This window comes from Amycolatopsis rubida (genome assembly GCF_900115345.1).
Classification (GTDB): Bacteria; Actinomycetota; Actinomycetes; order Mycobacteriales; family Pseudonocardiaceae; genus Amycolatopsis; species Amycolatopsis rubida.
Genome location: NZ_FOWC01000008.1, coordinates 260,323 through 284,017 on the forward strand (window position 1 = coordinate 260,323; position 23,695 = coordinate 284,017).

The following is a 23,695-nucleotide window of genomic DNA, read 5'->3' on the forward strand; positions in this document are numbered from 1 at the left end:
TTCGCGGCGTCTAGCGGAGTTTCGTCCGCGGAACGCGGTGGTGGGGCAGCGTTTCCGGCGGCCGGATCAGGCGCGGCGGCGCTGATTTGCGGTGCCCGACGGAGTTCCCCCGCGAAGTGCAGTGGCTGTGTGAGCGTTCCTGCTGCACGGCAAGCCGGTCCGCGGCGGCCGGGGCGGGGCGGCTAGCCGCCGCGGTATCGGGGTCAGGCCGGGACTGCGGCGCGGCCGATCCGGGCCCGCCACTTCTCCGCCCGGATTCCACGTACTCCCAGGTGAAATCCTCGCCGTGCGCGGCGGTGAACTCGCGGCGCAGCGGCTTCGGATCGTGGTTGTTGACGAGCACGAACGATTCCCCGGGGGCGAGCCGCGCGGAGCGGCCGAAAATGCGCGGATGCCGGGTGCCGTGCGGGATTGGGCGGACGTCGAGGACTTCCGCGCGGTCCAATTCGCCGCTGTCGAGGAGCGTGCGGAGGTCGTTGACCAGGACGGGACGTCGGCACCGCGCGGGCGGCAGGACGCTGGGTTCGGTGTCCAGACAGGCGCCGAGGAGCACGTCCAATGCCTGCGCGGCGTGGCTGACCTGGGCCGAGGTGTCGGATTCCCGCAGTTCCTCGACGGTGCGAAGCACGGCGTCCTGGATCCGCCGCAGGGCGCGGACCTGCAGGCGCGTAGCGGGGGTGCCGGCGGCGGTCGTGTTGAGGACGCGGTCGGCGGACAGGTACTCGGTCAACCGGCCCGACGCGAACTCGATCAGCCGGGCGTTGGCCTCCTCGCGGGAGCTGCCATCGAGCTGGAGGTTCCGTGACCACGGCGGCTTTGTCCCGGTACTCGGCCGGATTCGGCGCGGAACGCGGGGTCGGTGCTGGGAACCTTTCGGAAAGAGTAGTTACGATAGTAATAGTGCAAAAGAGCAAGCTGGCGCGCGTGGCGTCGGACTCGGGTCAGGCCAGTCCGCGCGAGGACGAGCCCGCCGGGATGCTGACGAGCAGCACGACGAGTGCCTGAAAGCCGTGTCGCGCTCCACGTCCGCGACCGTCCGGCGAGCTGTCGCGCACTGCGAGAACCAACAGCGCCGAGCCGACGATCAGAATCGCGCCGCCGCCCATCGCGGGGATCGTCGCGGAAAGTGTTCCGCCTGGCACGGCCGCATTTCCGAGATTCCCAGCCGCGTCCTGAGCGACGACCAGCCGGCGGGCAGGCAGTGCCGGGGAGAGCAATGCCTTTCCGATCCCGAGGCCGGCCGGGACGAGTTACGCGACCGCTCGCGCGCCATGCGGGTCGGCCGCGGGGCGATGACCGCGGACGCCCCCCCGCCTGCGGCGAACGAGGCCGCGGCGGCGGGGCGAGGAGTCATATATACAATTAGATTAGTGAAAAAGATCGGACGGCGTGACGGTGTCCCGGAGCGGAAAATTCCCTGCTGTGACGGGATTCGCGCCAGGTCGGCAAGGGACCGGCGCGGCTGTTAGGTTCGCGGACGTGACAACAAAAGCGATGCGGGCAGTGGTTCACGAAGGCACGGCGGGAGTCGGCGGGGTGCGGGTCGCGGAGGTTCCGGCCCCGCGGCCCGGCCCGGGCGAAGTGCTGGTCCGGCTGAAGGCGGCCGGGCTGAACCACCGGGACCTGTTCATCGTGGACAGTCGCGGTCCGGCCGACCCCTGGACGGTGCTGGGCTCGGACGGTGCCGGAGTGGTCGCAGCGGCGGGAGCGGACGCCGCCGTCGAGGTCGGTGCCGAGGTCGTCGTCAACCCGTCCCTCGACTGGGCCGAGCCGGGCGCGGTGCCGGAGGTTCCCGCCATTCTCGGGGTGCCGGCGAACGGCACGCTGGCCGAGTACGTCGTCGTTCCGGCGGGCAACGTCGTGCCGAAACCGGCGCACCTGAGCTGGACCGAAGCCGCCGCGCTCCCGTTGGCCGCGCTCACCGCGTACCGGGCGCTGTTCACTCGCGGCGGCCTCGCCGCAGGGGAACACGTGCTGCTGCCGGGCATCGGCAGCGGAGTCGCGACGTTCGCCCTCGCCATGGCGAAAGCCGTCGGCGCGACGGTCAGCGTCACTTCGCGCAGCCCCGAAAAGCTCGCGAGGGCAACGGAACTGGGCGCCGACCGTGCGATCGGCAGCGGCGGCGACTGGGCCGCCGAACTCGGCGAGCCGGTGGACCTGGTCGTGGACAGCATCGGCTCGGCGACCTTCGACGCCTGTCTCTCCGTACTCCGCTCCGGCGGCCGGATGGTGACGCTCGGCGCGACCGCCGGCCCGGATGTCGAGCTGTCGCTGCGCGATCTTTTCTTCCGGCAGATCAGCCTGCTGGGCACGTCGATGGGCAGCGCGCGGGAGTTCTCGCAGATGGTCGCGCTGGTGACGGAACACCGTGTGCGGTCGGTGGTGCACGAGGTCTACGACCTGGCCGACGGGCCTCGCGCGCTGGCCGAACTGGCGTCGGGGGACCAGTTCGGCAAGCTGGTGGTCGCGATCGGCTGACCCGGCCTTGATTTTTTTGTCGGTGCCTCGTGGTGAACTGTGGGCACGAACCCAAGGAGGGGAACACCTGATGAGCAAGCGCTGGAATCCCGGGACGGTCGCGGGGCCGGTCGGCCGCTACAGCCACCTCGCGCAGATTCCCGCTGATCACGAGCTGGTCGTGGTGGCCGGGCAGATCGGCGCACGACCGGACGGCACGCTCGCCGGGCCGGACGCGGAAGCACAGACCCGGGAGGCACTGGCCAACATCGAACGCCTGCTCGCCGCGGCCGGTGCCGGGCCGGAGCACCTGGTGAAGGTGTTCAGCATGGTCGCGGGCACCGAGCACCTGGCCGGTTTCCGCGCCGCGAGCGGCGACGTGCTCAGCCGGTGGTTCCCGGAGAGCGACTGGCCGCCGCAGTCGTTGATCGTGGTGTCCGCGCTCGCGAAACCGGAGCTGGCCGTGGAAATCGAGGCGATGGCCGCGGTGCCGCGATGATCCAGTTCCCCGAACGGCAGGAAGCCCGATGACCGTCACGCTCGGGCCGCTGCGGATCGACCCGGTGACCGAACTGGAGCACTGGCCCTTCGCCCCCGCCGACCTGTTCCCCGCGGTCACGCCCGCGCAACTGGGGGACCACCGCGGCGAGCTCGACCTGTCGATCACCACGTACCTGGTGCGCACGCCGGACCAGACCGTGCTGCTCGACGCCGGGAACGGCAACGCGAAGGAACGTCCGGTCCTGCTGGCACACCACCAGTTCGACACGCCGTACCTGGACCGCCTGGCCGCGGCGGGCGTCGTGCCGGAGGACGTCGACATCGTCGTGGCGACCCACCTGCACCCGGACCACTGCGGCGGCTTCACCCAACTGGTCGACGGTTCGTGGGACCCGACTTTCCCGCGCGCCCGGTACCTGATCCCGGCCGAGGAATACGCCTGGCTTCAAGAGGTGCACGCCGCGGCACCCGAAGGCGGGGCGGCGGCCGACCTGGCGAGGACATTCGAAGACAGCGTCCTCCCAGTCGTCGAGGCGGGCCTGGTCGAACTCATCGACCTCCCGTACGAGGTAACGGACGGCATCACCCTGCGCGCCCTGCCCGGCCACACCACCGCCCACCTGATCGCCGAACTCGCCGGCGGCGGTCAACACGCGTTGGTGAGCGGAGATGTGCTGCACCACCCGTTCCAGTTCGCGGACCTGACACTCGCCCAAGGCGGCGACGCAGACCCCGCCACCGCCGCGGAGTCCCGGCGGATTCTGTGCGAACTAGCCGTCGAACGGGACGCCCTACTCCTGCCCGCGCACTTCGGAGCCGGACGAATCGACCGAGACGGCGACGGTTTCCGCTACCGCCCCGTCTCGTTAGGAGCCGCCTGACCCTCTGCCCGCGGGGCCGTGTCGATTCGACGTCGCCCCGTTCGAGGCAGAGGCATGACTGATGACGAACCGACCTCGACCCGGAACCTCGACCGCTACGGGAACGCCCCGCTGCCGTGGAGCCGCGCCCGCGATGTCCTGGCTGCCGACACCCCGACCGCCGATCTGACGTTCTTCGTCGCGACCGTCCGCCCAGACGGCCGCCCCCACTCGGCGGGCGCAGGCGCGGTCTGGGTGGCCAACGCCCTGTATGTCGTCGGCGGCCCGGGTACGCGCCGTTCACGGAACCTCGCGGCGAACCCGGCATGCAGCATTTCGGTGCGCCTGCGCGGCCTGGACCTGATCCTGGAGGGCGACGCCCGCCGAGTCGCGGACAGCGGCACAGCGGCGCGCCTAGCCGAGGTGTACCGCTCCGGCGGCTGGCCAGCGACGGCGTCCGGTGCCGCGCTCACGGCACCCTTCAGCGCCCCGAGCGCGGGCCCGCCGCCGTGGCACCTGTACCGGCTTGCCCTGCGACGCGCGGCGGGAGTCGCTTCGGCGGAACCGCATGGGGCGACTTGCTGGGAGTTCGCCGAGGCTTAAACACGTGGCCTGATTCCGGCGCGGGGGCCGAGCTGGCTGCCGGGAATGCGCGAGCGCCGACGCGGCCTGCCGGGGGACGAGCGGTGGCGGATTTGGCTCTTGCCGCGTGCGGGGAGTCGGGCGGGCGGGGAGGTGTGCCGTGACGGGGTTGGCTGCCGTTGCGTGTGGGGGAGTCCGCCGGGCGGCGAAGTGCGCTGTGGCGGGGTTGACTGCTGCGGCGTGCGGAAGGCTGCCGGGTGTCGAGGTTTGCCGTGGCGGAGCTGGCTGCCGGGAATGCGTGAGCGCCGACGCGGTCTGCCGGGGGACGAGCGGTGGCGGATTTGGCTCTTGCCGCGTGCGGGGAGTCGGGCGGGCGGGGAGGTGTGCCGTGGCGGTGTGGGCTGGTGCTGTGCGGGGAGTCCGCGGGGCGGGAAGTGCGCCGTGGCGGTGTGGGCTGGTGCCGTGCGGGGAGTCCGCCGGGCGGCGAAGTGCGCTGTGGCGGCGTTGGCTGCTGCGGCGCGCGGAAGTCTTCCGAGTGCCGGGTTCTGCCGAGTGCCGGGGTCTGCCGAGTGCCGGGGTCTGCCGTGGCGGAGCTGCCGGGCAGCCGCGGCCGGGAGTTCGCGGGGCGTAGCGCGGGGCGGTCCGATTTGCCGCGGGAGCGGGCGTGGCGGAATTGCCGCCCGCCGTGCGGTCAAGCCCGTCTGTCCGGCCCTTCCCAGTCCAGCAGCAGCTCCCGCAGATCGGCGTTCATCCGGTCCTGTTCCGCGTGCGACAAAACTCCCAGCAGCCGGGCCTCGGTCTGGGTCTTCATCCCGAACACCTCCTGCGCCCGTGCCAGCCCCTCGTCGGTGAGGCTCACCAGGATCTGGCGCCGGTCGCCGGGGGCGATGTCGCGGCGGACCCAGCCTTTGCGTTCCAGTCCGGCGACGCGTTTGGTCACCCCGCCGGAGGTCAGGCGCATGCTGTCCAGCAGCTGCCCGGCCGAAAGCCGGTGCGGGGGACCGGCTCGTTTGAGCGCGCCCAGCAGTTCCACTTCCCACAGGCCGACCCCGAAGGCGTCGAATTCGCGGCGCAGTTCCGTTTCCAGCAGCCGGGCGGCGCGCAGCAGGCGGAAGCTCAGCGCCTTGCTGACCCGGTCTTCCGCGCGCACGCCGGTGATCTGCGCCATGACTCCGTCGACGTGGTCCCGCTCCGCTGGCATGGGCGAGTATTCTAACACCAGTAATTATCTTACCGGTCTCGAATCAGGACGGTCCGTGCACTCTTCCCCTTCAGCCGAGCCCGATCCGCAGCGCTGGCGCGCCTTGTGGGTGTGCCTCATCGCGGGGTTCATGACGCTGCTCGACGTCAGCATCGTCAACGTCGCGCTGCCCTCGATGGAGCACGGGATCGGCGCGACGCCCGCGGACGTCTCGTGGGTCGTCTCCGGCTACGCGCTCACGTTCGGGCTCGCGCTGGTGCCGTCGGGGCGGCTCGGCGACGACTACGGGCGCCGCCGGATGTTCCTGCTCGGGCTGGCGTTGTTCGTGGCGGCCAGCGTGCTGTGCGGCGCGGCGCCGAACGCGACGTGGCTCGTCGTCGCGCGGCTGGGCCAGGGCGTCGCGGGCGGGTTGCTGAACCCGCAGATCATCGGCCTGATGCAGCAGCTGTTCTCCGGCCGCGAGCGGGGCAAGGCATTCGGCGCGTTCGGGGCGACGGTCGGGCTGTCCACCGCGATCGGGCCGGTGCTGGGCGGGTTGCTGATCCAGGGCATCGGCGTCGACCAGGGGTGGCGCTGGGTGTTCTACGTCAACCTGCCGATCGGCATCCTCGCGATCCTGTTCGGGCTGCGCCTGCTGCCGAAGGACGCGCGCAGCGGCCGGAAGCGGACGCCGGACCTGGTCGGCAGCGTGCTGCTCGGCGTGGCGGTCGTGCTGGTGATGCTGCCGTTGATCGAGGAAGAAGAGCAGGCGACGGCGCCGCGCTGGTGGCTGATGGGCGTCGCGGCCGGGTTGCTCGTGCTGTTCGTGCTGTGGGAGCGCTGGCTCGGCAACCGCGGCAAGCAGCCGCTGGTGAACCTGAAGCTGCTGACCGTGCGCAGCTACTCGATGGGTTCCGCGCTCGGCATGGTCTATTTCGCCGGATTCACCGGGATTTTCCTGGTCCTGACGCTCTTCTTCCAGCAGGGCCTCGGCTACACGGCGCTGCAGGCCGGCGCGGCGATGCTCGCGTTCGCGATCGGTTCGGCGATCTCGCCGACCATCGGCGGGCGGCTCGTGCACCGGTTCGGCAGGCCGATGGTCGTGCTCGGGACGCTGCTCGTGGCGATCGGGCTCGCCGCGACCGCGTGGCTCGTCCGCGAGTACTCCGGCGCGAACACCGCGTTCGTGCTGGCCGGGCCGTTGTTCGTCGGCGGGTTCGGCAGCGGGCTGGTGATTTCGCCGAACTCGACGCTCGCCTTGGAAGAAGTCCCGCCCGCGGAAGGCGGCACCGCGGCCGGCGTGCTGCAGACCGGTCAGCGGATCGGCTCGGCGGTCGGCACCGCGCTCGGCGGGTCGCTGTTCTTCGGCGAACTCGGGCGTTCGCACGGGGATTACCACTCCGCGACCGCCCTCGGGCTGATCGGGTCGACCGCGCTGGTCGTGCTCGCGTTGCTGTTCGGCGTCGTCGATGTGCTGCTGTCGCGGACACGCAAACGCCGCAGCACAACGCAAAGCGCGCCACCCGCGGCGGTTTCCGGCTCGGTGAGCGGCCTCGCTCCCGCGGAAACCGCGTCTGTCTCGTTGACGTCTCTGGAGACCCACGAAGTACGCCGCACCACCACCGGCGCGGACAACACGTTCGCCCTGGACGCCCCGGCGGGCACCTATCTGCTGCTGGTCCAGGCGGGCGGCCGGGAGCCGGTGGCCCGTCATGTCCAGGTGGGCGCCGAGCCGGTGCGCGAGGACGTCGGACTGGCGCGGTCGGTCCGGCTCACCGGCACCGTGCACGCGATCCGGGGTCCGTTCCCCGGCGCGCAGGTCGCGGTGCTGGACGCGAAGGGCCAGGTCCAGCGGGTGACGGTCACGGACGAGGCGGGCCATTACACCGTCGACGATCTGTTCCCCGGCGAGTACACCGTCGTCGTGACGGGATACCAGCCGGTCGCGGAACCGGTGCAGCTGACGGCCGAAGGACCGGCCCGCTTCGACCCGTTGCTGCGCTTGGTTTCCGCGGACAAGGCCTAGTCGGAGACGAGCGCCAGCACCGCCAGGGCCTGGTCCCGCATCGCGACGTCCAGGAACGTCCCGTCGGCGAGCGCGAGCGCGCCCACCCCGGCCTGAGTGGCACCGTCCATTCGGGACAGGACCTCCCGCGCCCGCGCGATCTCCTCCGCCGTCGGCAGGAACGCCGCGCGGATCGTCGGCAGCTGCGTCGGGTGGATCGCGCTCCGGCCGCGGAAGCCGAGCGCCCGCCCGGCCCGGCAGCTCTCCGCCAGGCCGTCGAGGTCGCGGACGTTCGCGTACACCGACATCGCGGGCGGGGGCAGCCGCGCGGCGCGGGCGGCGTTCACGATCCGGCTGCGCGCCCAGGTGAGTCCGGCTTCGTCGGCGAGCCGCAGGTCAGAACGCAGATCCGCCTCGCCGAGCCCGAGCGACGCCGTCCGCGGAGACGCGAGTGCGATCTCCAACGCCCGCTCCACCCCGAGTGCCGACTCGATCAGCGGGTGCAATTCCCGCCCCGGCAAGGCATCGGCGTGCGATCGGACGTCGAGCGAACTCTCGACCTTCGGCAGCCGTGCGCCCACCCAGGCCGGGAGCGCGGCCAGCGCGGCCAGGTCGGCCGCGTGCCACGGCGTGTCCGGGTGGTTGATCCGCACCTGCACCGGCCGCGCCGCGGGCACGTCGGCCAACAGCCGCATCGCGTTGTCTCGTGCGGCATCCTTGTGTGCGGGCGCGACGGCGTCTTCGAGGTCGACCAGCACGACGTCGGCGTCCGAGGCGAGCGCTTTGCCCACGCGGTCGGGTCGGTCGGCCGGGACGTAGAGCAGGGTCAGCGCGGGCGTCATACCGCTCCCTCCGCCCGAAGCTCCGCGATCCGCGACGCCGTGAAGCCCAGCGAACCGAGCACCTCGTCGGTGTCCGCGCCGTGCGGGCGTCCGGTGAAGCCGATGACGCCGTCGTTGTCCGACAACCGGAACAGCGGTCCTTGCATCAATGTCGTGCCCAGCTCCGGGTCCTCGATCTCGTGGATCGTGCCCAGCGCACGGAACTGCGGGTCCGCGACGATGTCGGCCGCGTCGTAAATCGGCGCGACCGCCGCCTGCGCCTCCTCGAAGGCCGCCACGACCTCGTCCCGTGTGTGCCGCGCGATCCAACCGCCGACGGCCTCGTCCAGTTCGTCCGCGTGCACCGCCCGGTCCGCGCCGGTCGCGAACCACGGCTCGGCAGCGAGTTCTGGCCGTCCGACCAGCCGCACCACGCGTTCCGCGATCGACTGGGCCGACGTCGACACCGCCACCCATTGTCCGTCGCTCGTGCGGTAGGTGTTGCGCGGCGCGTTGTTCGTGGAGCGGTTGCCGGTGCGCGGCTGGACCGTGCCGAGCTGGTCCCATCGCGTGATCTGCGGTCCGAGCATGGCGAGAATCGGCTCGATGATCGCGACGTCCACGACCTGGCCGCGCCCGCGGGCAGCGCGCCCGGCGAGCGCGACCATGATCGCGTACGCGGTGGCCAGCGACGCGACCCCGTCGGCGAGCCCGAACGGCGGCAGCGTCGGCGGGCCGTCCGGTTCGCCGGTGGCCGCGGCGAATCCGCTCATCGCCTCGGCGAGCGTGCCGAAACCGGGCCGCGGGGAGTACGGCCCGAACTGGCCGAATCCGGTTACCCGCGCGAGAACGAGACCCGGGTTCCGTGCGGACAGTTCCGGGTAACCGAGCCCCCAGCGTTCCAGGGTGCCCGGCCGGAAGTTCTCGATCACCACGTCCGCGGTTTCGGCGAGCGCCAGGAACACCTCGCGCCCGCCGTCGCTGCCCAGATTCGCCGTGACGGTGCGCTTGTTGCGCCCCAACGTCTTCCACCACAGGTTGACGTCGCCCTTGGCCACCCCGTGCGTGCGCGACGGGTCCGGTCGCGCCGGATGCTCGACCTTGATCACCTCGGCGCCCATGTCGCCGAGGTGCATCGCGGCCATCGGCCCGGCGAACAAGGTCGACGCGTCCACGACCCGCAGCCCGGCCAGTGCGCCCGCGGAAGCTTCCCTCGACACGGTCATCGCGTCACGTCCCACGCACAGCGGAACCCGACGGTCGCCCCGCGCGCCAGCCCGAACCCGGGCAGCAGCAGCTTCACGCTGTAGTCCGGCGCGTGCCGGCCGCCCTCGACGTACCACTCGGAACCCTCGGCGCGGTAGTCGCTGCCGCCCTTGAGCATCACGAACCGGGTCCTCCCGTCGGAGTGTTCGCTTTCGGTCCAGTTCCACACCGCGGGTGTGCCGCGCCGCAGACCGCCGGTCTCCCCGGCGAGCTGCCATTCGTCCTCGGTCGGCAACCGGCCGCCGCGCCACGCGCAGTACGCCCGGGCGTCGTCGAGGTCCACGAAGGTCACCGGCTCGTCCTCGGCAGCAGGCTGACCGTCGGCCCAGTGCGCGAGGAACCGATGCGCCTCGACCGGCTCATATCCCGTAGTGGCAAGGAATTCCGCGAACTCGCCGTTCGTCACCTCGGCTGCGGCGACCGCGACCGGCGACGCCAGCGAACCGTCGCGTTGCAGCGTCCGGGCGTCGTGCAGCCGAGGCGGCAGCGGCTTCCACTCGTCCACATACGGCGCGCCCTGGTACATCCCGGTCTCGCGCCCGCGGTACCGGACTGTCAGCACATACGGCCCGGCAGGCACCATGACCGCGTCGTCCTCGGGCGTACCGCTCGTCGGCTGAGGCTGGACCCGCGTCGCGAGCCGATGCGGGAAACGAGCGTCCGGATCATGCGGCAGAGTCGCCACCTGGGACAGCCACGACGGTTCCGCCGCGCCGTCGGCGACCCGCAGCAACGCCGAAATCCCGCGCGCGGGCACCCGCCCGTCGGCGAACAGATCGATCACCGGCCCGTCCACGACCGGCCCGAGATAGTCCGAATCGCCCCGGTTCACGACTGTCCACAGTGTCCAGTCGCCGAGTTCCCAGCGCGACGCGTAGACCCCGGCGGCTTCGGCTTCCGGCGTCAGCGGAGCCAACGGCGTCCACTCGCCCTCGCGCAGCAGCTCACCCGCCGCACGCTGCACAGACACCATCCGGCGCACCGTCGCCGCGTCCCGCTGCGACCAGCCGACCCACACGCCGAACACGACTTCCCACACCATCACGCCGACGCCGTTCAGCCACGCCGAATGCAGTTCCTCGGTGTGGTCGCGGTGCCATCGCCGCACGTGGTGCTGCATGTGCCGCCGCTCGTACCAGTGCGAACGCAGCACGCCCGGCACCGGCGAATCGGCGAAGAACTGCGCCCACGACGCCGAGTGGTCCTCGATCCGCTCCACCGGCAGCTTCGATTCGCCCTCCAGCACGACCCCGGGCCGCGCGCGTTCGAGTTGCTCGACCAGCGCCGGGTCGGCCTTCTTCAGGGTGTCCAGGAAGACGCCGTCCGCGCCGGAATCGGCCAGTACCGCGGACAGCTCCGCAGCGTCGTCCTCGCCCCGGCGCGTGCCGACGTCCCACGGGTTGTAGTCCACGAACACCCGCGTGCCTGCCGAATGGAATGTCTCGGCCAGCTCGCGGAGACCGGGCACATCGCGGTAGAAATCCCACTGGTTGCGGTCGTCGAGGCCGATCACCGGGTACGCGTGCCACAGCACGACCGCGTCGAGGCCGCCGAACCGCTGGTGCGCGTCGGCGAGGAACCGCTCCGGCGTGAACCGGTGCTCCTCGAACGAATACAGCAACTCGTCCCACAGCCAGACCTGCGCGACCGTGTGGCATCCGGCGGCCCACGCGGCTTCCGTCCGGTCGTAGGCGCGACCGTGGTAGCCGTGCCGTTCGTGCGCGTCGGCACGCCATTGCCGCAGCCGAGCCCGCCATTCCGGACGGTCGGCGGGGTCCGCCGGGCCGACGAAGATCTTGGCCTCGTCCAGCGCCGCGAGCTGCTCGGGGGAGAGGGGCGCGCCGAGCGGGACCTCGGTGGGCTGGTCGATCGGGCGCGGGACGAGCGGGTCGAACACGTAGGTCATCAGGTGTTTCCTCCGGCCGCGAACTCGGCGACCTCTGCGACGGTCGGGACAGCGGATTGCGCACCGGGCCGGGTGACGGCGAGCGCCGCGGCGGCCCCAGCGCGTTCGGCGGCCTCGCGGAGCGGACGGCCCTCGGCCAACGCCGCCGCGAGCACGCCGCAGAACGTGTCCCCGGCACCGGTGGTGTCCACTGGGGACACCCGGAAGCCGGGCAGGTGCGCGACTTCCCGCTCCGCGACGACACAACCGGCCGCCCCGAGCGTGATCACCACCGCGGGTGCGCGCCGCTGCAGAATCCGGGCCAATTCCTCCGGCGCGGCGGACGCGCCCGCCAGGTCGGCCGCCTCGTGCTCGTTGACGATCAGCACGTCCGCATCGATCTCCGGCAGCGGCCGGGACGGCGCGGCATTGAGCACCATCCGGGCCCCGGGCCGCCGGGCCGCGGCGGCAGCGGTCACCGCTTCGAGCGGAATCTCCAGCTGCGCGAGCACGACGTCCGCCGCGGCGATCCGCTCCAGCTGCTCCCCGGCGAGCGAGAGCCGCGAGTTGGCCCCGGGCGCGACCACGATGGAGTTCTCGCCGTCCGGCGACACCATGATGAACGCGGTCCCGGTCGCACTGTCCACTCGCGACACCAGATCCGTCCGCACCCCGGCCTTCGCCAGCGACGCCAGCAGAAAGCCCGCGCCGTCGCCGGGACCGAACGCGCCGAGGAACGTCGTCTCCGCGCCGCCCGCGAGCGCCGCGGCGACTGCCTGGTTGGCTCCCTTGCCGCCGGGACTGCGCCGCAGGTCGCCGCCGAGGACGGTCTCGCCCGCGCCCGGGTGCCGCGGAACGCCGACCACCAGATCGACATTCGCCGAGCCGACGACGACAACTCGCCCGGTCATCGCGCCACCCTGGCCGTCCGCGCGGCGAGATCGGTGATCCGCTGCTCGCCGCCGGGCAACGAGGTCGCGATCCGGTTGTCGAGCGGTTTCGTCCACTGCTCGCCGATCCCGTCCGCCCCTGCCAGCGCACCGACCACGCCGCCGACCGTCGCGGCCGCCGAGTCCGTGTCCCAGCCAGCCGTGACGGCGAGCGAGATGCTCTGCCCGAAGTCGCCATCGCCGCGGGCCAGCGCGTACGCGATCACCGCCGCGTTGTTCAGCACATGCACCCAATGCAGGTCGCCGTAGCGGGCGTGCAATCGGTCCAGCCCGTCGTCGTAAGCAGCGGCCGCCCGCCCGAATCGCACCGCCGAGGCCAGCCGGCTGCTAGGCGGAAGAACGGTTTCCGCCGCGTCGAGGACACTGTGGACGGAATCGCACACCATCGCCGCCGACGCGAGCGCAGCCGCCCACATCGCGCCGTAAATGCCGTTCCGGGTGTGGCTGAGCCGCGCGTCGACCCACGCGAGGCGCGCGGCGGCGCGGACGTCGCCGGGGGAGACCCAGCCGAAGACGTCGGTCCGGATCAGCGCGCCGATCCATTCGCGGAACGGGTTGAGGTGCGTCGCCGTTTCCGGCACCGGGCGCGCGTCCAGCAGGTTCCGGTACGCGGCGCGCTCGGCGGTGAACACCCGCCCGGCAGGCAGCTGTTCCAGCCAGAGCTGCGCGACATCGTCGGCGGTGAACTCGCGGTCGTGCCGTTCCAGCAGCGTGAGCGCGAGGATCGGGTAGTTGAGATCGTCGTCCTCCGGCATCCCGGAGATGTTCTCCTCCAGGGAAGCCGGTGCCGACCGGCGGTTCCACGGCCACCGCGCCGCGACGTCGTCCGGCAGCCCGACCGCGGTGAACCAGCGGTCCAGCGGCCAGCGTCCGGTCGCGCGCAGGATCTCCTCGATGCCCTCGCGCGGGATCTTCTCGACCGGCTTTCCGAGCAGGCATCCCGCCGCCCGGCCGGTCCACGCGCCGAGCGTGCGGTCCGCGCCGGGCCGGGGGAGGACCGGCGCGGCCGGGAGCAGCGCGGCGATCTCGTCCCATCCGTCCGGCTCGTGCGGCGCGGCCGGGCAGGGGAGCGCGGCCAGTTCGTCCAGCAGCGTCCGGGCCAGCGCCCGCAACGCTGGGGGCGCCGGCCGCGGTCCTGCCCCGCTCACGGCGGGTGCCGGATCGCCGCCGGCGGCGATCCAGCGCTCCCGCACCGAGGTCACGTCCTTGCCCTCCGCAGCGGACTGGACGAACTCGTGCGCGAGCAGGTCTTCGGGCTGAGCCCAGGTGAGCCTCATGCCGCGTCCAGCGCGTCGAGCGCGGCGAGGCGTGCCTTCGCCCGCGCGCGGTCGGCCTTCACGATGTCGGTTGCGGCCGACGCGAGCAGCCACCCGGTCTCGCGCAGGTCCGTCTTGCTGGCCTCGCCGACCGGATCGATCCACTCGTCCGGCACCGAGGCCGCCCCGCCGAGACCGGCGCAGAGCGCACCCGCCATCGACGCGATCGAGTCGGCGTCCCGGCCGTAGTTCACCGAGGCCAGCACGGCACCGCGGTAATCGCCCTGATGGCCCAGCACAAACCCCAGCGCGGCAGGCAATTCCTCGATCGCCTTGGTCCGCGACGGCCGCCGCGCGTCCATCGACATCTGCCGGTACTCCGGCCCGACCGAATCGAACGGCGCGACCACTTCGCGGATCTTCCGCGCGAGCGCACGCTCCGCGTCGTCGGTCTCGGGCGCGGCGTTCCATCCCTGGAAGGCGTCGACCACAGCCTGCATCGCCGCCAAAGTCCCGTCGTGCGACACCGCGAGCGCCGCCTGCACGACGTCGTCGATCGAGGCACCCGGCGCGACCGAAGCGGCGACCATCGCGGCCAGCACCCCGGCGGCCTCCCGGCCGTAGCTCGACTGGTGCGGCGCGGTCAGGTCGATCGCCTCGGCATACGCTGCCTGCGGATCACCTGGGTTCACGACGCCGACCGGCGCGATGTACATCGCCGCGCCGCAGTTCACGATGTTGCCGACGCCTGCCTCCCGCGGGTCCACATGCCCGTAGTGCAGCTTCGCGACGATCCACTTCTCGGCGAGGAACACCCGCTGCAGCAACAGCGCCGTCGACTCCAGCTCCGGCACCCAGCGCGGTTCGCCGATCATCAGCGGAACCAGGTCCTCGGCCATCGAGTACGCGTCGAGGTGCGTGCGGCGCTTCGCGTACACCTCCACGATCGCGCGGGTCATCAAGGTGTCGTCGGTGATGTGCCCGTCGCCCTTGTGGTACGGCGCGATCGGGCGCGCGTCCCGCCAGTTCGGGTACCACGGCGGAACGATCCCGGTCACCCGGCCGCCGTGCCGCTCCTCGATCTGCTCGGGCGTCCACCCTTCGGTCGCGCCGCCGAGCGCGTCCCCCACTGCCGCGCCGGTGATCACTGCCACCGCGCGGTCCTCCAGCCAGGTCACCGGCTTGCGTCCCTTCGTTCCCCGGCGCGGGCAGGCCGCCCGCGCCTGTTGTGCGCGCCGGGACCGGACGTGTGCCCGGCCCCGGCGCGGCGGTCACTTGCCGACGCTCGTCCAGCCGTCCTTCAGCTGCTGCGCCAGCGTGTTCGCGTCGATCTGGTTCGCCAGGAAGCGCTGGTAGGCGGGCGTCGCGACAGTGTCCTTCCACTGCGCGTACTTGCCGGCGAACAGATACGGCGCCGAGGTCAGGTACTTGCCCGAGGCCAGGATCGTGCTCCAGCCCTTCTTGGCGCTGAGCTTCTTGTCGAGCGCTTCCCGAGCGGAGTTGCTCGCCGGGATCAGCGTGTCGGCCTCGTTGAGCGCGGCGAGGTTCTCCGTGTTGGTGAAGAAGTCCAGGAACTTCGCGGCCTGCTCGACGTGCTTGGAGTCCTTGTTGACCGACAGCGTCTGCGGGTTCGCCGCCTGCGCCGGTCCGGCCGGGCCGGCGATCGGCGGCAGCGCGATCCAGTCGAGGTCCTTCGGCGCGTCCTTCTCGATGTTCGCCGCCTGATACGAGCCCTGCACGGTCATCGCGACCTGGCCCGCGTAGAACGGGGCCAGCGCCTTGCCGCCGGACTGGGTCAGCGTCACCGGCAGGATCGAGTGGTCGGTCGCGTTCATGTCGCGCACCAGCTGCGGCAGCGCCATTTCGCCCTGGCCGACGGTGATCTGCGCCTGGTCGCCGGTGCCCTCGAAGTACTTGCCGCCGAACGCCGGGGCCATCGCCACGAACGTCGCGGCCGGGCTCGACAGGCCCCAGCCGAGACCGTACTTGCCGTCCTTCGTGGCGGTCTTGGCCAGCTGGCGCAGCTGGTCCCAGGTCATCGTTTCGCCGGTCGGGATCTGCGCGCCGGACTGCTCAAGCAGCTTCTTGTTCGCGAAGACCACATAGGACTGCAGTTCGGTCGGGTAGGCGACGACCTTGCTGTCGACCGTCACTGAGTCGAGCACGCCCTTCGGGATGTCCGCGCGCTTCTGCTCGGACAGGTAGGGGGAGAGGTCGGCGAGGTAGCCGTCGGTCGCGAACGGACCGATCCCGGCCGCCTCGTAGTGCACGATGTCCGGCGCGGTGCCCGCGTTGAACTGGGTGATCAGCTTGTCGTAGGCGCTGTCCCAGCCGGCCTGGACGACCTTCACCTGAGTGTCGGGATGCGCCTGGTTCCACGCTCCGACGATCTTGTTCGTGGCCGCGATCGCGGCGGGCTGGTCCGACAGGGACTGGAACGTGAGGGTGACCGGACCGCCGTCCCCGCTGTCACCGCCGCTGCCGCACGCGGCGGCGAGCAGGCTGGTGAGAGCGAGGCTGGCGGCGACGGCCGCGCGTCGTGTCTTCATCGACCGACCTTTCGAAGGTGTTTCCGATGGGGTGGGGCTCATCCCTTCACCGCCCCGGCCATGAGGCCGCCGGTGAGTTTCTTCCGCAGGAGGCTGAAGAAGGCGATGCTCGGGATCGCCGCGAGCACCGCGCCCGCGGCCAGCGGGCCGAGGGCGACTTTGCCCTCGCCGCCGATGAACATGGTGAGCGTGATCGGCAGCGTGTAGTTCTCCGGCGACTGCAGCAGCACCAGCGCGAAGAAGAACTCGTTCCACGAGGACACGAAGCTGAACATCGCCGTCGCGACCACGCCGGGGGCCAGCAGCGGGAACACGATGGTGCGCAGCACGGTGAACCGGTTCGCGCCGTCCATCGCCCCGGCCTCCTCCAGCTCGACCGGGATCGCCGCGACGTAGCCCTGCAGCATCCACAACGCGAACGGGAGGATGTAGGTGGTGTGCACGAGCGTCAGCCCGACGAGGCTGTCGGCGAGGCCGAGCGTCCGCAGCACGAGGAACAGCGGCAGGATCACCAGCACCACCGGGAACACCTGGCTGACCAGGATCCAGGTGACGCCCGCGACGCGCAGCTTGCCCTTGAGCCGGGCCAGCACGTAGGCCGCCGGCACCGAGATCAGGACCGCCAGCACGGTGCTGGCCAGCGCGACCAGCAGGCTGTTGACCGCCGAATGCAGCAGGCCCTGGCGGGAGAGCGCTTCGCCGTAGTTGTCCCAGTGCCATTCGCCCGGGACCAGGTTGACCGACAGCGAGTTCAGCTCCGCCGACGACTTCACCGACGCGGAAATCAGCCACAGCAGCGGAAAACCGAGGAACAGCAGGTACAGCACGAGAGCCAGGTACTGCGCGGGGCGCACGGACCAGCGCATGGATCACCGCCCCCTTTCCGGGCGGTCGCCGCGGAACTGCGACCGCAGGTAGATCGCGAGCAGCGCGACGACCACGATCACGAGGACCAGCCCCATCGCGGCGGCGTAGCCGATTTCGCGGTTCTTGAACGCTTCGAGGTAGACGAACAGCACCGGGACCATGGTTTTGCCGCCCGGTCCGCCCGCGGTGAGCACGTAGACGAGCGAGAAGGAATTGAAATTCCAGATGAAGTTCAGGGAGGTGATGGAACTGACGATCGGGCGCATGCTCGGCCAGGTCACCGCGGCGAACCGCCGCCACGCACCGGCGCCGTCCACCGCTGCCGCCTCGTGCAGTTCGGCCGGGATCTGTTGCAGGCCGGCCAGAAGCGTCACCGTGGTTTGCGGCATGCCGACCCAGACGCCGACCACGATCACCGCGGGCAAGGCGGTGGTGAAATCGCCGAGCCAGTTGATTCCGTCCGGCAATCCGATACTGCCGAGGAACGCGTTGAGCGGACCGCCGTTGGCCGAGTAGATCATTTGCCACATAATCGCGACGACCACCGGTGGCATCGCCCACGGGATCAGCGCGAGCACCCGCGTGAGGCCCTGGAGTTTGAGTCCGGAGTTGAGCAGCAGCGCGAGCCCCATCGCGGCGGCCAGCTGCAGGACGGTCACCCCGACCGTCCAGATCAGACCGATCCGGAGCGAGTCCCAGAACAGCGAGTTCCCGCCGAGGCGGACGAAGTTGTCGATCCCGGCGAAGCCGAAGTCCGGATGCCGCACCAGCCGGGTGTCGGTGAAGGCCAGCACGACGGCGATCACCAGCGGGGCGACCGACAGCACCAGGATCGGGATCAGCGACGGCATCACCAGCGCGATCGCCTCGCGCCGGCGGGTGCGGGCCTGAGTGGTCTTCTTCGGGCGCGGCGGGGGAGCGGGAGCGACCCGCGGCCGCGTCGCGGTGGTCATTCTGCGTCCTCCGCGGTCTGGTCCGGAGTGGAGTCCCGGGTGGATTCCCGGACGAACAGCTCGGTCCCGACCGAGATCTGCCGCGCCGGAGCCTCCGCGTCGTCGGTCAGCCCGAGCATGAGCCGGGCGGCGGCGCGCCCGCGCTCGGCCGAACCGAGGGACACGCTGGTCAGCCGGGGCAGGAAAACCTGCCCGAGTTCGGTGTCGTCCATCCCGGTCACGGCGACGTCGTGCGGGATGCTCAGCCCGAGCTCCCGGGCGGCGCGGATGGCGCCGATGGCGAGCAGGTCGTTGGCCGCCACGATCGCGTCCGGCCGGTGCGGACGGTCGAGCAGCTTCCGTGCCGCCTCGATCCCCGCCGCGACGGTGAAATCGGCCGCGACCTCGACGTCGGTCTGCGCGGCGAAGTCCTTCGCGGACACCGCCTCGTCGAATCCGCGCTGGCGCGAGGAGCCCGGCGTGGTGTCGAGCGGCCCGTTGAGGAACCCGATCCGGCGGCGGCCCAGCGAAACCACGTGCTGCACCGCCGCGCCGATCCCGGCCGCGGAATCGGTGGAGACCGAACTGATCCCGCGGTCGCTCATCGCCCGGCCGATCACCACGACCGGCACCGGGGCCCGGCCGATCTGCTCGATCAGCTCGTCGTCGGTGCGCAGCGGGATCACGATCATCCCGTCGGCGAACCCGCCGTGCAGGCTGTGCAAGAGTTCGGCGGTCGACGCCGCGGTGTCCCCGGTGGACATCACCACGACCCGGTACCCGTGCGGCGCGAGGACTTCGTGGATGCCGCGCATGATCTCGACGTAGACCGGGTTGCCGATGTCCGCCACCGCGAACGCGATCTGCGACGTCTTCTTCAGCCGCAGCGACCGCCCGATCGCGTCCGCGCTGTACCCGAGTTCCGCCGCGGCGGCCCGCACGCGCTCGACCATCGCCTTGCTCGCGCCGGTCCCGTGCAGCGCGCGCGAGGTCGAAGCCAGCGACACGCCGGCGCGCTCGGCCACCTGGATCAGCGTGGCTCGGGTTGACGTCATCGTCCCTCCCAGTCGGACACAGCACCAAGCGGTGCGGAAACCGTGCGTGGAAACGTTTCCAATCGACGTTCCAGCAGATCTGGAAACGTTTCCAAGCGGTGTCCGAATAATGTCACCCGGATGGCGGACGTGTCAACGGAGCTGCCGCGGGGCCGGGGATCCGTGACGTCAGCGTGATGTGTGCCGAGTTAGCCGGTCCGCGCGGACGACGTCCGCGGCCGAGGGAGCCTCGTCCGGGTCGGTCAGCCACTGCAGTGCGGTCCCGACCAGCAGCGAGTAGTAGTGCGCGCCGACCGCGTGGACGTCCTTCGGGTCGGCGTCCGGTCCGAGGTCGCCGAAGGCGTTCGCGAGCGCGACGCGCGCCTGCCGCTGGCCTTCCGCGTTGATCTTCCGGATCGTCTCGTCGTGCTGTAAGTAGCTGACGCTCTCGAAGTTCACGAACCACAGTTCGCGGTGCTCCTGGATCGACTCGATGATCCGCGCCCAGCGCCGCTCCGGCCCGGCTTTCTCGTCGGCGGGATCGGCGAGAACGGCGAACAACATGTCGCCCCACTCCGTGTTGAGGTCGAACAACGCCTGGGTGAGCAGCTGTTCTTTCGAGCCGAAGTGGTAGTTGATCGACGCCTGGTTCGCTCCGGACGCGGCGACGAGGTCCCGCACTGTAGTGCGCGCGTAACCGGCCTTGAGGAGGCATTCCCGGGCGGCGGTGATCAGGTTCTCGCGGTGTCCCACACGTGCTACCGTATCATGTAAACGTTCGTTTTAAACGATCGTTCATGACCCTGGGAGGACTTGAGATGACCGCACCCGCGATCCGCACCCGGCGGCTGTGTTGCCGCTTCGACGGCGAAGGCGGTCCGGTCGACGCACTGCGGGGCGTGGACCTGGACGTTCCGCGCGGTGCTTTCGCCGCGATCATGGGCCCGTCGGGCTCGGGGAAAACCACGTTGCTGCATTGCGCGGCCGGTCTGCGCGCCCCGGCCGAGGGGACCGTCGAACTGGACGGCACCGATCTGTCCGCTTTGGATGAACCACGGCTGGCCGGACTGCGCCGGCAGCGGATCGGTTTCGTGTTCCAGCAGTTCAACCTGCTGCCCGCGCTGACCGCGCGGGAGAACATCGAACTGCCGTTGCGCTTGGACGGTCGAGACCCGGACCCGCGGCGCACCGCGGCCTTGCTGGCGCAGGTCGGTCTCGCGCAGCGCGGGGGACACCGGCCGGGCCAGCTTTCCGGCGGCCAGCAGCAGCGGGTGGCGGTGGCCCGGGCGCTGGTGACGGACCCGGAGGTCGTGTTCGCCGACGAACCGACCGGCGCGCTGGACATCCGCAGCGCGCGGGAAGTGCTGGGCTTGCTGCGGCAATTGGCGGACCGAGGCCAGACGATCGTGATGGTGACCCACGACCCGGTGGCCGCGTCTTACGCCGACGCGGTCCTGTTCCTGGCCGACGGCCTGGTGGTCGATCAGCTGACCCGGCCGGCCGCGGCGGCGGTGGCGAACCGGATGGCTGTGCTGGTCGAGTCGGCCGAGCGGGCGGCGAATGCCGTGGGCGCCCGATGAGGTGGCGTGGCCGGGAGCCCGAAGCGGACCTCCTGCCTGGCCAATCGCGGAGCGGCAGACAGGTTCTGTGTGCCTGGCAAGTGAATCCGACGGGAGACTGACATGCTGAGACTGGCTCTGCGGCTCTTCGGCCACCACCGCGCCGCCGCGGTGGCCACCGGGCTGGTCGCGCTCGCCGGAATGGCACTGGTGGTCGCGATGACCGCCCTGCTCGGAACCGGCCTCTCCGGCGGCGCCGCCCCGGCCGACCGGGGATTCCTCACCCAGTTCCCGCTCATCCTGGGCGGCTGGGTGGTGGCGATCGTCGTGTTCGCGATGGTGTCGACCATCGGCGTCACGCTCGCCGCGCGGTCCGGCGAGATCGGCGGGTTGCGGCTGATCGGTGCGGCGCCGCGGCACATCCGCGTGCTCGTTTCGGCCGAAACCCTCGCGATCGCCGCCGTGGCCGCGCTGCCCGGCCTGGGGCTCGGCTACCTGCTCGGGCTCCTGCTCCTGACCGGCGTGCGGTCGACCGGCCTCACCTCGCCGAGCACGTCGTACGCGCCCGGCATCGTGCTGCCGATGATCGGCGTCGCGGTGGTGCTGCTGGCCGGAGTTCTCGCGGCGTGGATCGGGAGTCGCGGTCCGGCTCGGCGAAGTCCGGTGGAAGAAGCGTCGTCCGGTCCGCGCCGGGCCGGGTCGGCGCGGCCGCGACGGATTGCCGCGAGTGTGTTGCTGGCAACGGGTTTCGGGTCGGCAAGCGCGGTGCTCGCCCTGCCTGCCGACGCCATCGCGACCACCGGCCTGACTGGTCCCGCCGTGGTGCTGTGCTCGATCGGGTTCGCGATTCTGGCACCGGAACTGCTCGCGGCGGCCAACCGGATCGTCGGCCGGCTTTCGCGCGGTGCGAAGAGCGCCGAGGCGCATCTGGCGGGCGTGAACCTGCGCGCCGCTCCGGAACGCGCCCGTCCGATCGTCACCTTCCTGACGCTGCTGGTCGGCGTTTCCGCGGGCACGCTGGCCATGCAGGGCATCGAAAACCAGCACAGCGTCCCGGGCAGCACCGCCGAGGTGCTGGCGTCGATCAACTACCTGGTGGTCGCCCTGATCTCGCTCTTCATGGCGATCGCGCTGACCAACAACCTGGTGGCCGCGATCGGCGACCGCCGGACGGAGTTCGCGACGCTGTCGCTGATCGGCTCGACCGTCCGGCAGGTCCGCGGCATGCTCCTGTGCGAGACCGCCGCCGCCACCCTGCTGGCGATTGCCGTCGCGATCGTGGGCTCGGTGCTGTGCGTGCTGCCGTTCTCGATCGGCAAAACGGGCAGTCCGGCGGCCGCGTTCAGCATCTGGCCGTTCGCGGCGAGCGCGGTTTTCGGGGGAGGAGTGGCGCTGCTCGTGACGGCTTTGGCCGGGGCACGGGTGATCCGCGCCGCGGCGGTGGCCGCCTAGCGGTCGCGGCTCTGCGGAATCGGGGAGGTTCCTGCGATACTCGGCGCATGATCTTGATTGTCCTCAAAGCACAGATCCGCCCCGGCAAGCGCGCCGAATGGCTCGAAGGAATCCAGCGCTACACCGAGCAGGTGCGCGGCGAACCGGGCAATGTGTCGTTCGACTATTACCAGAACGGCGGCGACGAGAACGAGTTCGTCCTCGTCGAGGTCTTCGCCGACAGCGCCGCCGGGGACGCGCACGTCGCCACCGCGCACGCGCGGGAGTTCTTCCCGTTCATGTCGACGGTCGTGGCGAAGAAGCCCGAGATCAACTACCAGAACCTCGACGGCGCGGCCTGGTCGGAAATGGCCGAGGTCACGCCGGTGGAATAGCGGCTTGGCTCCGCACTCCGGATGTAGGTGAGGGGAGCCCTGAGGGAATCTGATTCCCTCAGGGCTCCCCTCACGTACTTTTCGGTCGTGTGGTGCGCGGGACTGTTCGCTGAGTCGACTCCCGCAGCCGCAGCTCCGGAGTCAAGAACACCGGACCCGCCGGCGTCTCAGCACCGGACAGCCGCGCCAGCATCAAGTCCACCGCGCGCTCGGCCAGCGCTTCGTGCGTCAGGTCCATCGCGGTGATCGGCGGGGTGCTCGTGCGGGCGTGTTCGCTGTCGGTCAGCGCGGCGAGCAGCAGATCGTCCGGGATGCGCAGGCCCTGTGCGGCGGCGGCTTCGACGATGAGCGGGGCGAAATCGCTGGTCGCGACCACGATCGCGGCGGGCCGGTCCGGGCCGGACAGCAGGGGCTGCACCAGTTCGGGTACGTCGCCTGGGGTCAGGCCCTCGCTGAGCAAGGCGGTCCGCGGCGGCAGCGCGCGCCGTTCGCACCACGCGAGATAGGTTTCGCGCGGTCGCCGGTTCCAGGCGTTGTCCTCGGTGCCGGACAGCAGCAGCACGTCGCGCGCGCCCTGGTCGTAGAGGTGGTCCAGCAGCGCCTCGACCACCGGCGGATAGTCCAGCCGCACCGACCACGGCAGGTCCGGCTGCTCGGGGTCCTCCTCGACGGTCACCACTGGCAGGCCGCGGCCGAGCAGTTCGGCCAGCGCGGTGTCGCCGCCGTAGGGGTGGGCCACGATGCAGCCGTCCATCGGCACGCTCGCCACCGCCGGGTCGTGCAGGTCGGGCACGTGGATCAGGCCGGTTTTGTGCCGCAGCATCTCGGTCGCGATCGACCCGACGAGCCGGTTGAACGTCTCGGCGCGGTCGGGCGTGCCCGCCACCGCGTAGCGCGGCCGCAGGATGAGCCCGACCAGCCCGGACCGGCCGGTGCGCAGCGAGCGCGCGTTCGGGTTCGGGTCGTAGCCCAGCTCCGCCGCGGCCTCGCGCACCCGCGCCTTGGTCGCCGCCGAAATGGGCCTGCGCCCGGAAAGCGCGTGCGAAACCGTGCTGATCGAAACCCCGGCGCGCTCGGCGACCTCTCGGATCGTCACCGGCCGTTTGCCGCCCTCCGTGTCCACCGTCGTTCCCCTTCGCCCTGCCTCCGGACGGCCCAGTATCGC

General features: G+C 71.2%; 23 protein-coding genes. 8 read left to right on the forward strand and 15 right to left on the reverse strand.

Annotated elements, in window-relative coordinates:
• Window positions 1–10: 10 nt before the first annotated feature.
• Together BM362_RS28690 and BM362_RS47670 are read right to left on the reverse strand one after the other, a co-directional pair.
• Window positions 11–730 carry a DUF2249 domain-containing protein gene (locus BM362_RS28690; protein ID WP_208865366.1) on the reverse strand — a complete coding sequence of 240 codons (720 nt, stop codon included), beginning with the start codon at window positions 728–730 and terminating at the stop codon, window positions 11–13.
• Between the two features lie 211 nt (window positions 731–941).
• Complete coding sequence (locus BM362_RS47670; protein WP_167545474.1) at window positions 942–1,106, reverse strand: hypothetical protein; 165 nt, start codon at window positions 1,104–1,106, stop codon at window positions 942–944.
• A gap of 373 nt (window positions 1,107–1,479) precedes the next feature.
• Here BM362_RS47670 and BM362_RS28695 point away from each other — a divergent pair, with 373 nt between their 5' ends.
• From BM362_RS28695 to BM362_RS28710, 4 genes are all read left to right on the forward strand, one after another.
• The gene (locus BM362_RS28695) at window positions 1,480–2,478 is read left to right on the forward strand and encodes a zinc-binding dehydrogenase (RefSeq protein WP_232791970.1); all 999 of its coding nucleotides are present in this window, start codon (window positions 1,480–1,482) and stop codon (window positions 2,476–2,478) included.
• A 70-nt stretch (window positions 2,479–2,548) separates the two neighbouring features.
• Window positions 2,549–2,956 carry a RidA family protein gene (locus BM362_RS28700; RefSeq protein WP_067592699.1) on the forward strand — a complete coding sequence of 136 codons (408 nt, stop codon included), beginning with the start codon at window positions 2,549–2,551 and terminating at the stop codon, window positions 2,954–2,956.
• A 28-nt stretch (window positions 2,957–2,984) separates the two neighbouring features.
• A complete protein-coding gene (locus tag BM362_RS28705; protein ID WP_093575232.1) occupies window positions 2,985–3,839 on the forward strand; it encodes an MBL fold metallo-hydrolase in 855 nt (284 codons plus the stop codon).
• A gap of 54 nt (window positions 3,840–3,893) precedes the next feature.
• Window positions 3,894–4,421: a pyridoxamine 5'-phosphate oxidase family protein gene (locus tag BM362_RS28710; RefSeq protein WP_093575233.1), complete on the forward strand. Its 528-nt coding sequence runs from the start codon at window positions 3,894–3,896 to the stop codon at window positions 4,419–4,421.
• A 670-nt stretch (window positions 4,422–5,091) separates the two neighbouring features.
• Here the strand turns inward: BM362_RS28710 and BM362_RS28715 are convergent.
• The gene (locus tag BM362_RS28715) at window positions 5,092–5,601 is read right to left on the reverse strand and encodes a MarR family winged helix-turn-helix transcriptional regulator (protein WP_067592690.1); all 510 of its coding nucleotides are present in this window, start codon (window positions 5,599–5,601) and stop codon (window positions 5,092–5,094) included.
• Between the two features lie 55 nt (window positions 5,602–5,656).
• On the opposite strand from BM362_RS28715, the gene BM362_RS28720 reads away from it, so the two are divergent.
• Window positions 5,657–7,606 carry an MFS transporter gene (locus BM362_RS28720; RefSeq protein ID WP_093575234.1) on the forward strand — a complete coding sequence of 650 codons (1,950 nt, stop codon included), beginning with the start codon at window positions 5,657–5,659 and terminating at the stop codon, window positions 7,604–7,606.
• Here BM362_RS28720 and BM362_RS28725 read toward each other — a convergent pair.
• From BM362_RS28725 to BM362_RS28775, 11 genes are all read right to left on the reverse strand, one after another.
• On the reverse strand, window positions 7,603–8,427 hold the full coding sequence (locus tag BM362_RS28725; protein ID WP_093575235.1) for an HpcH/HpaI aldolase/citrate lyase family protein: 825 nt from the start codon (window positions 8,425–8,427) through the stop codon (window positions 7,603–7,605). The genes BM362_RS28720 and BM362_RS28725 overlap by 4 nt on opposite strands.
• On the reverse strand, window positions 8,424–9,632 hold the full coding sequence (locus BM362_RS28730) for a CaiB/BaiF CoA transferase family protein (RefSeq protein WP_093575236.1): 1,209 nt from the start codon (window positions 9,630–9,632) through the stop codon (window positions 8,424–8,426). The genes BM362_RS28725 and BM362_RS28730 overlap by 4 nt, the downstream gene beginning before the upstream one ends.
• Entirely contained in the window at window positions 9,629–11,578 is a 1,950-nt protein-coding gene (locus tag BM362_RS28735) for an SUMF1/EgtB/PvdO family nonheme iron enzyme (protein ID WP_093575237.1), read from the reverse strand. Before BM362_RS28735 ends, BM362_RS28730 begins: the two co-directional genes overlap by 4 nt.
• The gene (locus BM362_RS28740) at window positions 11,578–12,468 is read right to left on the reverse strand and encodes a ribokinase (protein ID WP_093575238.1); all 891 of its coding nucleotides are present in this window, start codon (window positions 12,466–12,468) and stop codon (window positions 11,578–11,580) included. The genes BM362_RS28735 and BM362_RS28740 overlap by 1 nt, the downstream gene beginning before the upstream one ends.
• Window positions 12,465–13,784 carry an ADP-ribosylglycohydrolase family protein gene (locus BM362_RS28745; protein WP_093575239.1) on the reverse strand — a complete coding sequence of 440 codons (1,320 nt, stop codon included), beginning with the start codon at window positions 13,782–13,784 and terminating at the stop codon, window positions 12,465–12,467. Before BM362_RS28745 ends, BM362_RS28740 begins: the two co-directional genes overlap by 4 nt.
• Entirely contained in the window at window positions 13,781–14,941 is a 1,161-nt protein-coding gene (locus tag BM362_RS28750; RefSeq protein WP_067592671.1) for an ADP-ribosylglycohydrolase family protein, read from the reverse strand. Before BM362_RS28750 ends, BM362_RS28745 begins: the two co-directional genes overlap by 4 nt.
• 93 nt (window positions 14,942–15,034) lie before the next feature.
• The gene (locus BM362_RS28755; protein ID WP_067592668.1) at window positions 15,035–16,312 is read right to left on the reverse strand and encodes an ABC transporter substrate-binding protein; all 1,278 of its coding nucleotides are present in this window, start codon (window positions 16,310–16,312) and stop codon (window positions 15,035–15,037) included.
• A 38-nt stretch (window positions 16,313–16,350) separates the two neighbouring features.
• Window positions 16,351–17,178 (reverse strand): carbohydrate ABC transporter permease, encoded by an 828-nt coding sequence (locus tag BM362_RS28760; protein ID WP_093575240.1) that lies wholly within the window; start codon window positions 17,176–17,178, stop codon window positions 16,351–16,353.
• Between the two features lie 3 nt (window positions 17,179–17,181).
• On the reverse strand, window positions 17,182–18,132 hold the full coding sequence (locus tag BM362_RS28765) for a carbohydrate ABC transporter permease (protein ID WP_067592662.1): 951 nt from the start codon (window positions 18,130–18,132) through the stop codon (window positions 17,182–17,184).
• Window positions 18,129–19,166 carry a LacI family DNA-binding transcriptional regulator gene (locus BM362_RS28770; RefSeq protein WP_067592659.1) on the reverse strand — a complete coding sequence of 346 codons (1,038 nt, stop codon included), beginning with the start codon at window positions 19,164–19,166 and terminating at the stop codon, window positions 18,129–18,131. The genes BM362_RS28765 and BM362_RS28770 overlap by 4 nt, the downstream gene beginning before the upstream one ends.
• 168 nt (window positions 19,167–19,334) lie before the next feature.
• On the reverse strand, window positions 19,335–19,898 hold the full coding sequence (locus tag BM362_RS28775) for a TetR/AcrR family transcriptional regulator (RefSeq protein WP_093575241.1): 564 nt from the start codon (window positions 19,896–19,898) through the stop codon (window positions 19,335–19,337).
• A gap of 65 nt (window positions 19,899–19,963) precedes the next feature.
• On the opposite strand from BM362_RS28775, the gene BM362_RS28780 reads away from it, so the two are divergent.
• From BM362_RS28780 to BM362_RS28790, 3 genes are all read left to right on the forward strand, one after another.
• Complete coding sequence (locus tag BM362_RS28780; RefSeq protein ID WP_093575242.1) at window positions 19,964–20,725, forward strand: ABC transporter ATP-binding protein; 762 nt, start codon at window positions 19,964–19,966, stop codon at window positions 20,723–20,725.
• 102 nt (window positions 20,726–20,827) lie between these two features.
• On the forward strand, window positions 20,828–22,156 hold the full coding sequence (locus BM362_RS28785; RefSeq protein WP_093575243.1) for an FtsX-like permease family protein: 1,329 nt from the start codon (window positions 20,828–20,830) through the stop codon (window positions 22,154–22,156).
• 47 nt (window positions 22,157–22,203) lie between these two features.
• A complete protein-coding gene (locus BM362_RS28790; RefSeq protein ID WP_067592646.1) occupies window positions 22,204–22,530 on the forward strand; it encodes a putative quinol monooxygenase in 327 nt (108 codons plus the stop codon).
• 70 nt (window positions 22,531–22,600) lie between these two features.
• On the opposite strand, the gene BM362_RS28795 is transcribed toward BM362_RS28790, so the two are convergent.
• Entirely contained in the window at window positions 22,601–23,653 is a 1,053-nt protein-coding gene (locus tag BM362_RS28795) for a LacI family DNA-binding transcriptional regulator (RefSeq protein WP_067592643.1), read from the reverse strand.
• Between the last annotated feature and the right edge of the window lie 42 nt (window positions 23,654–23,695).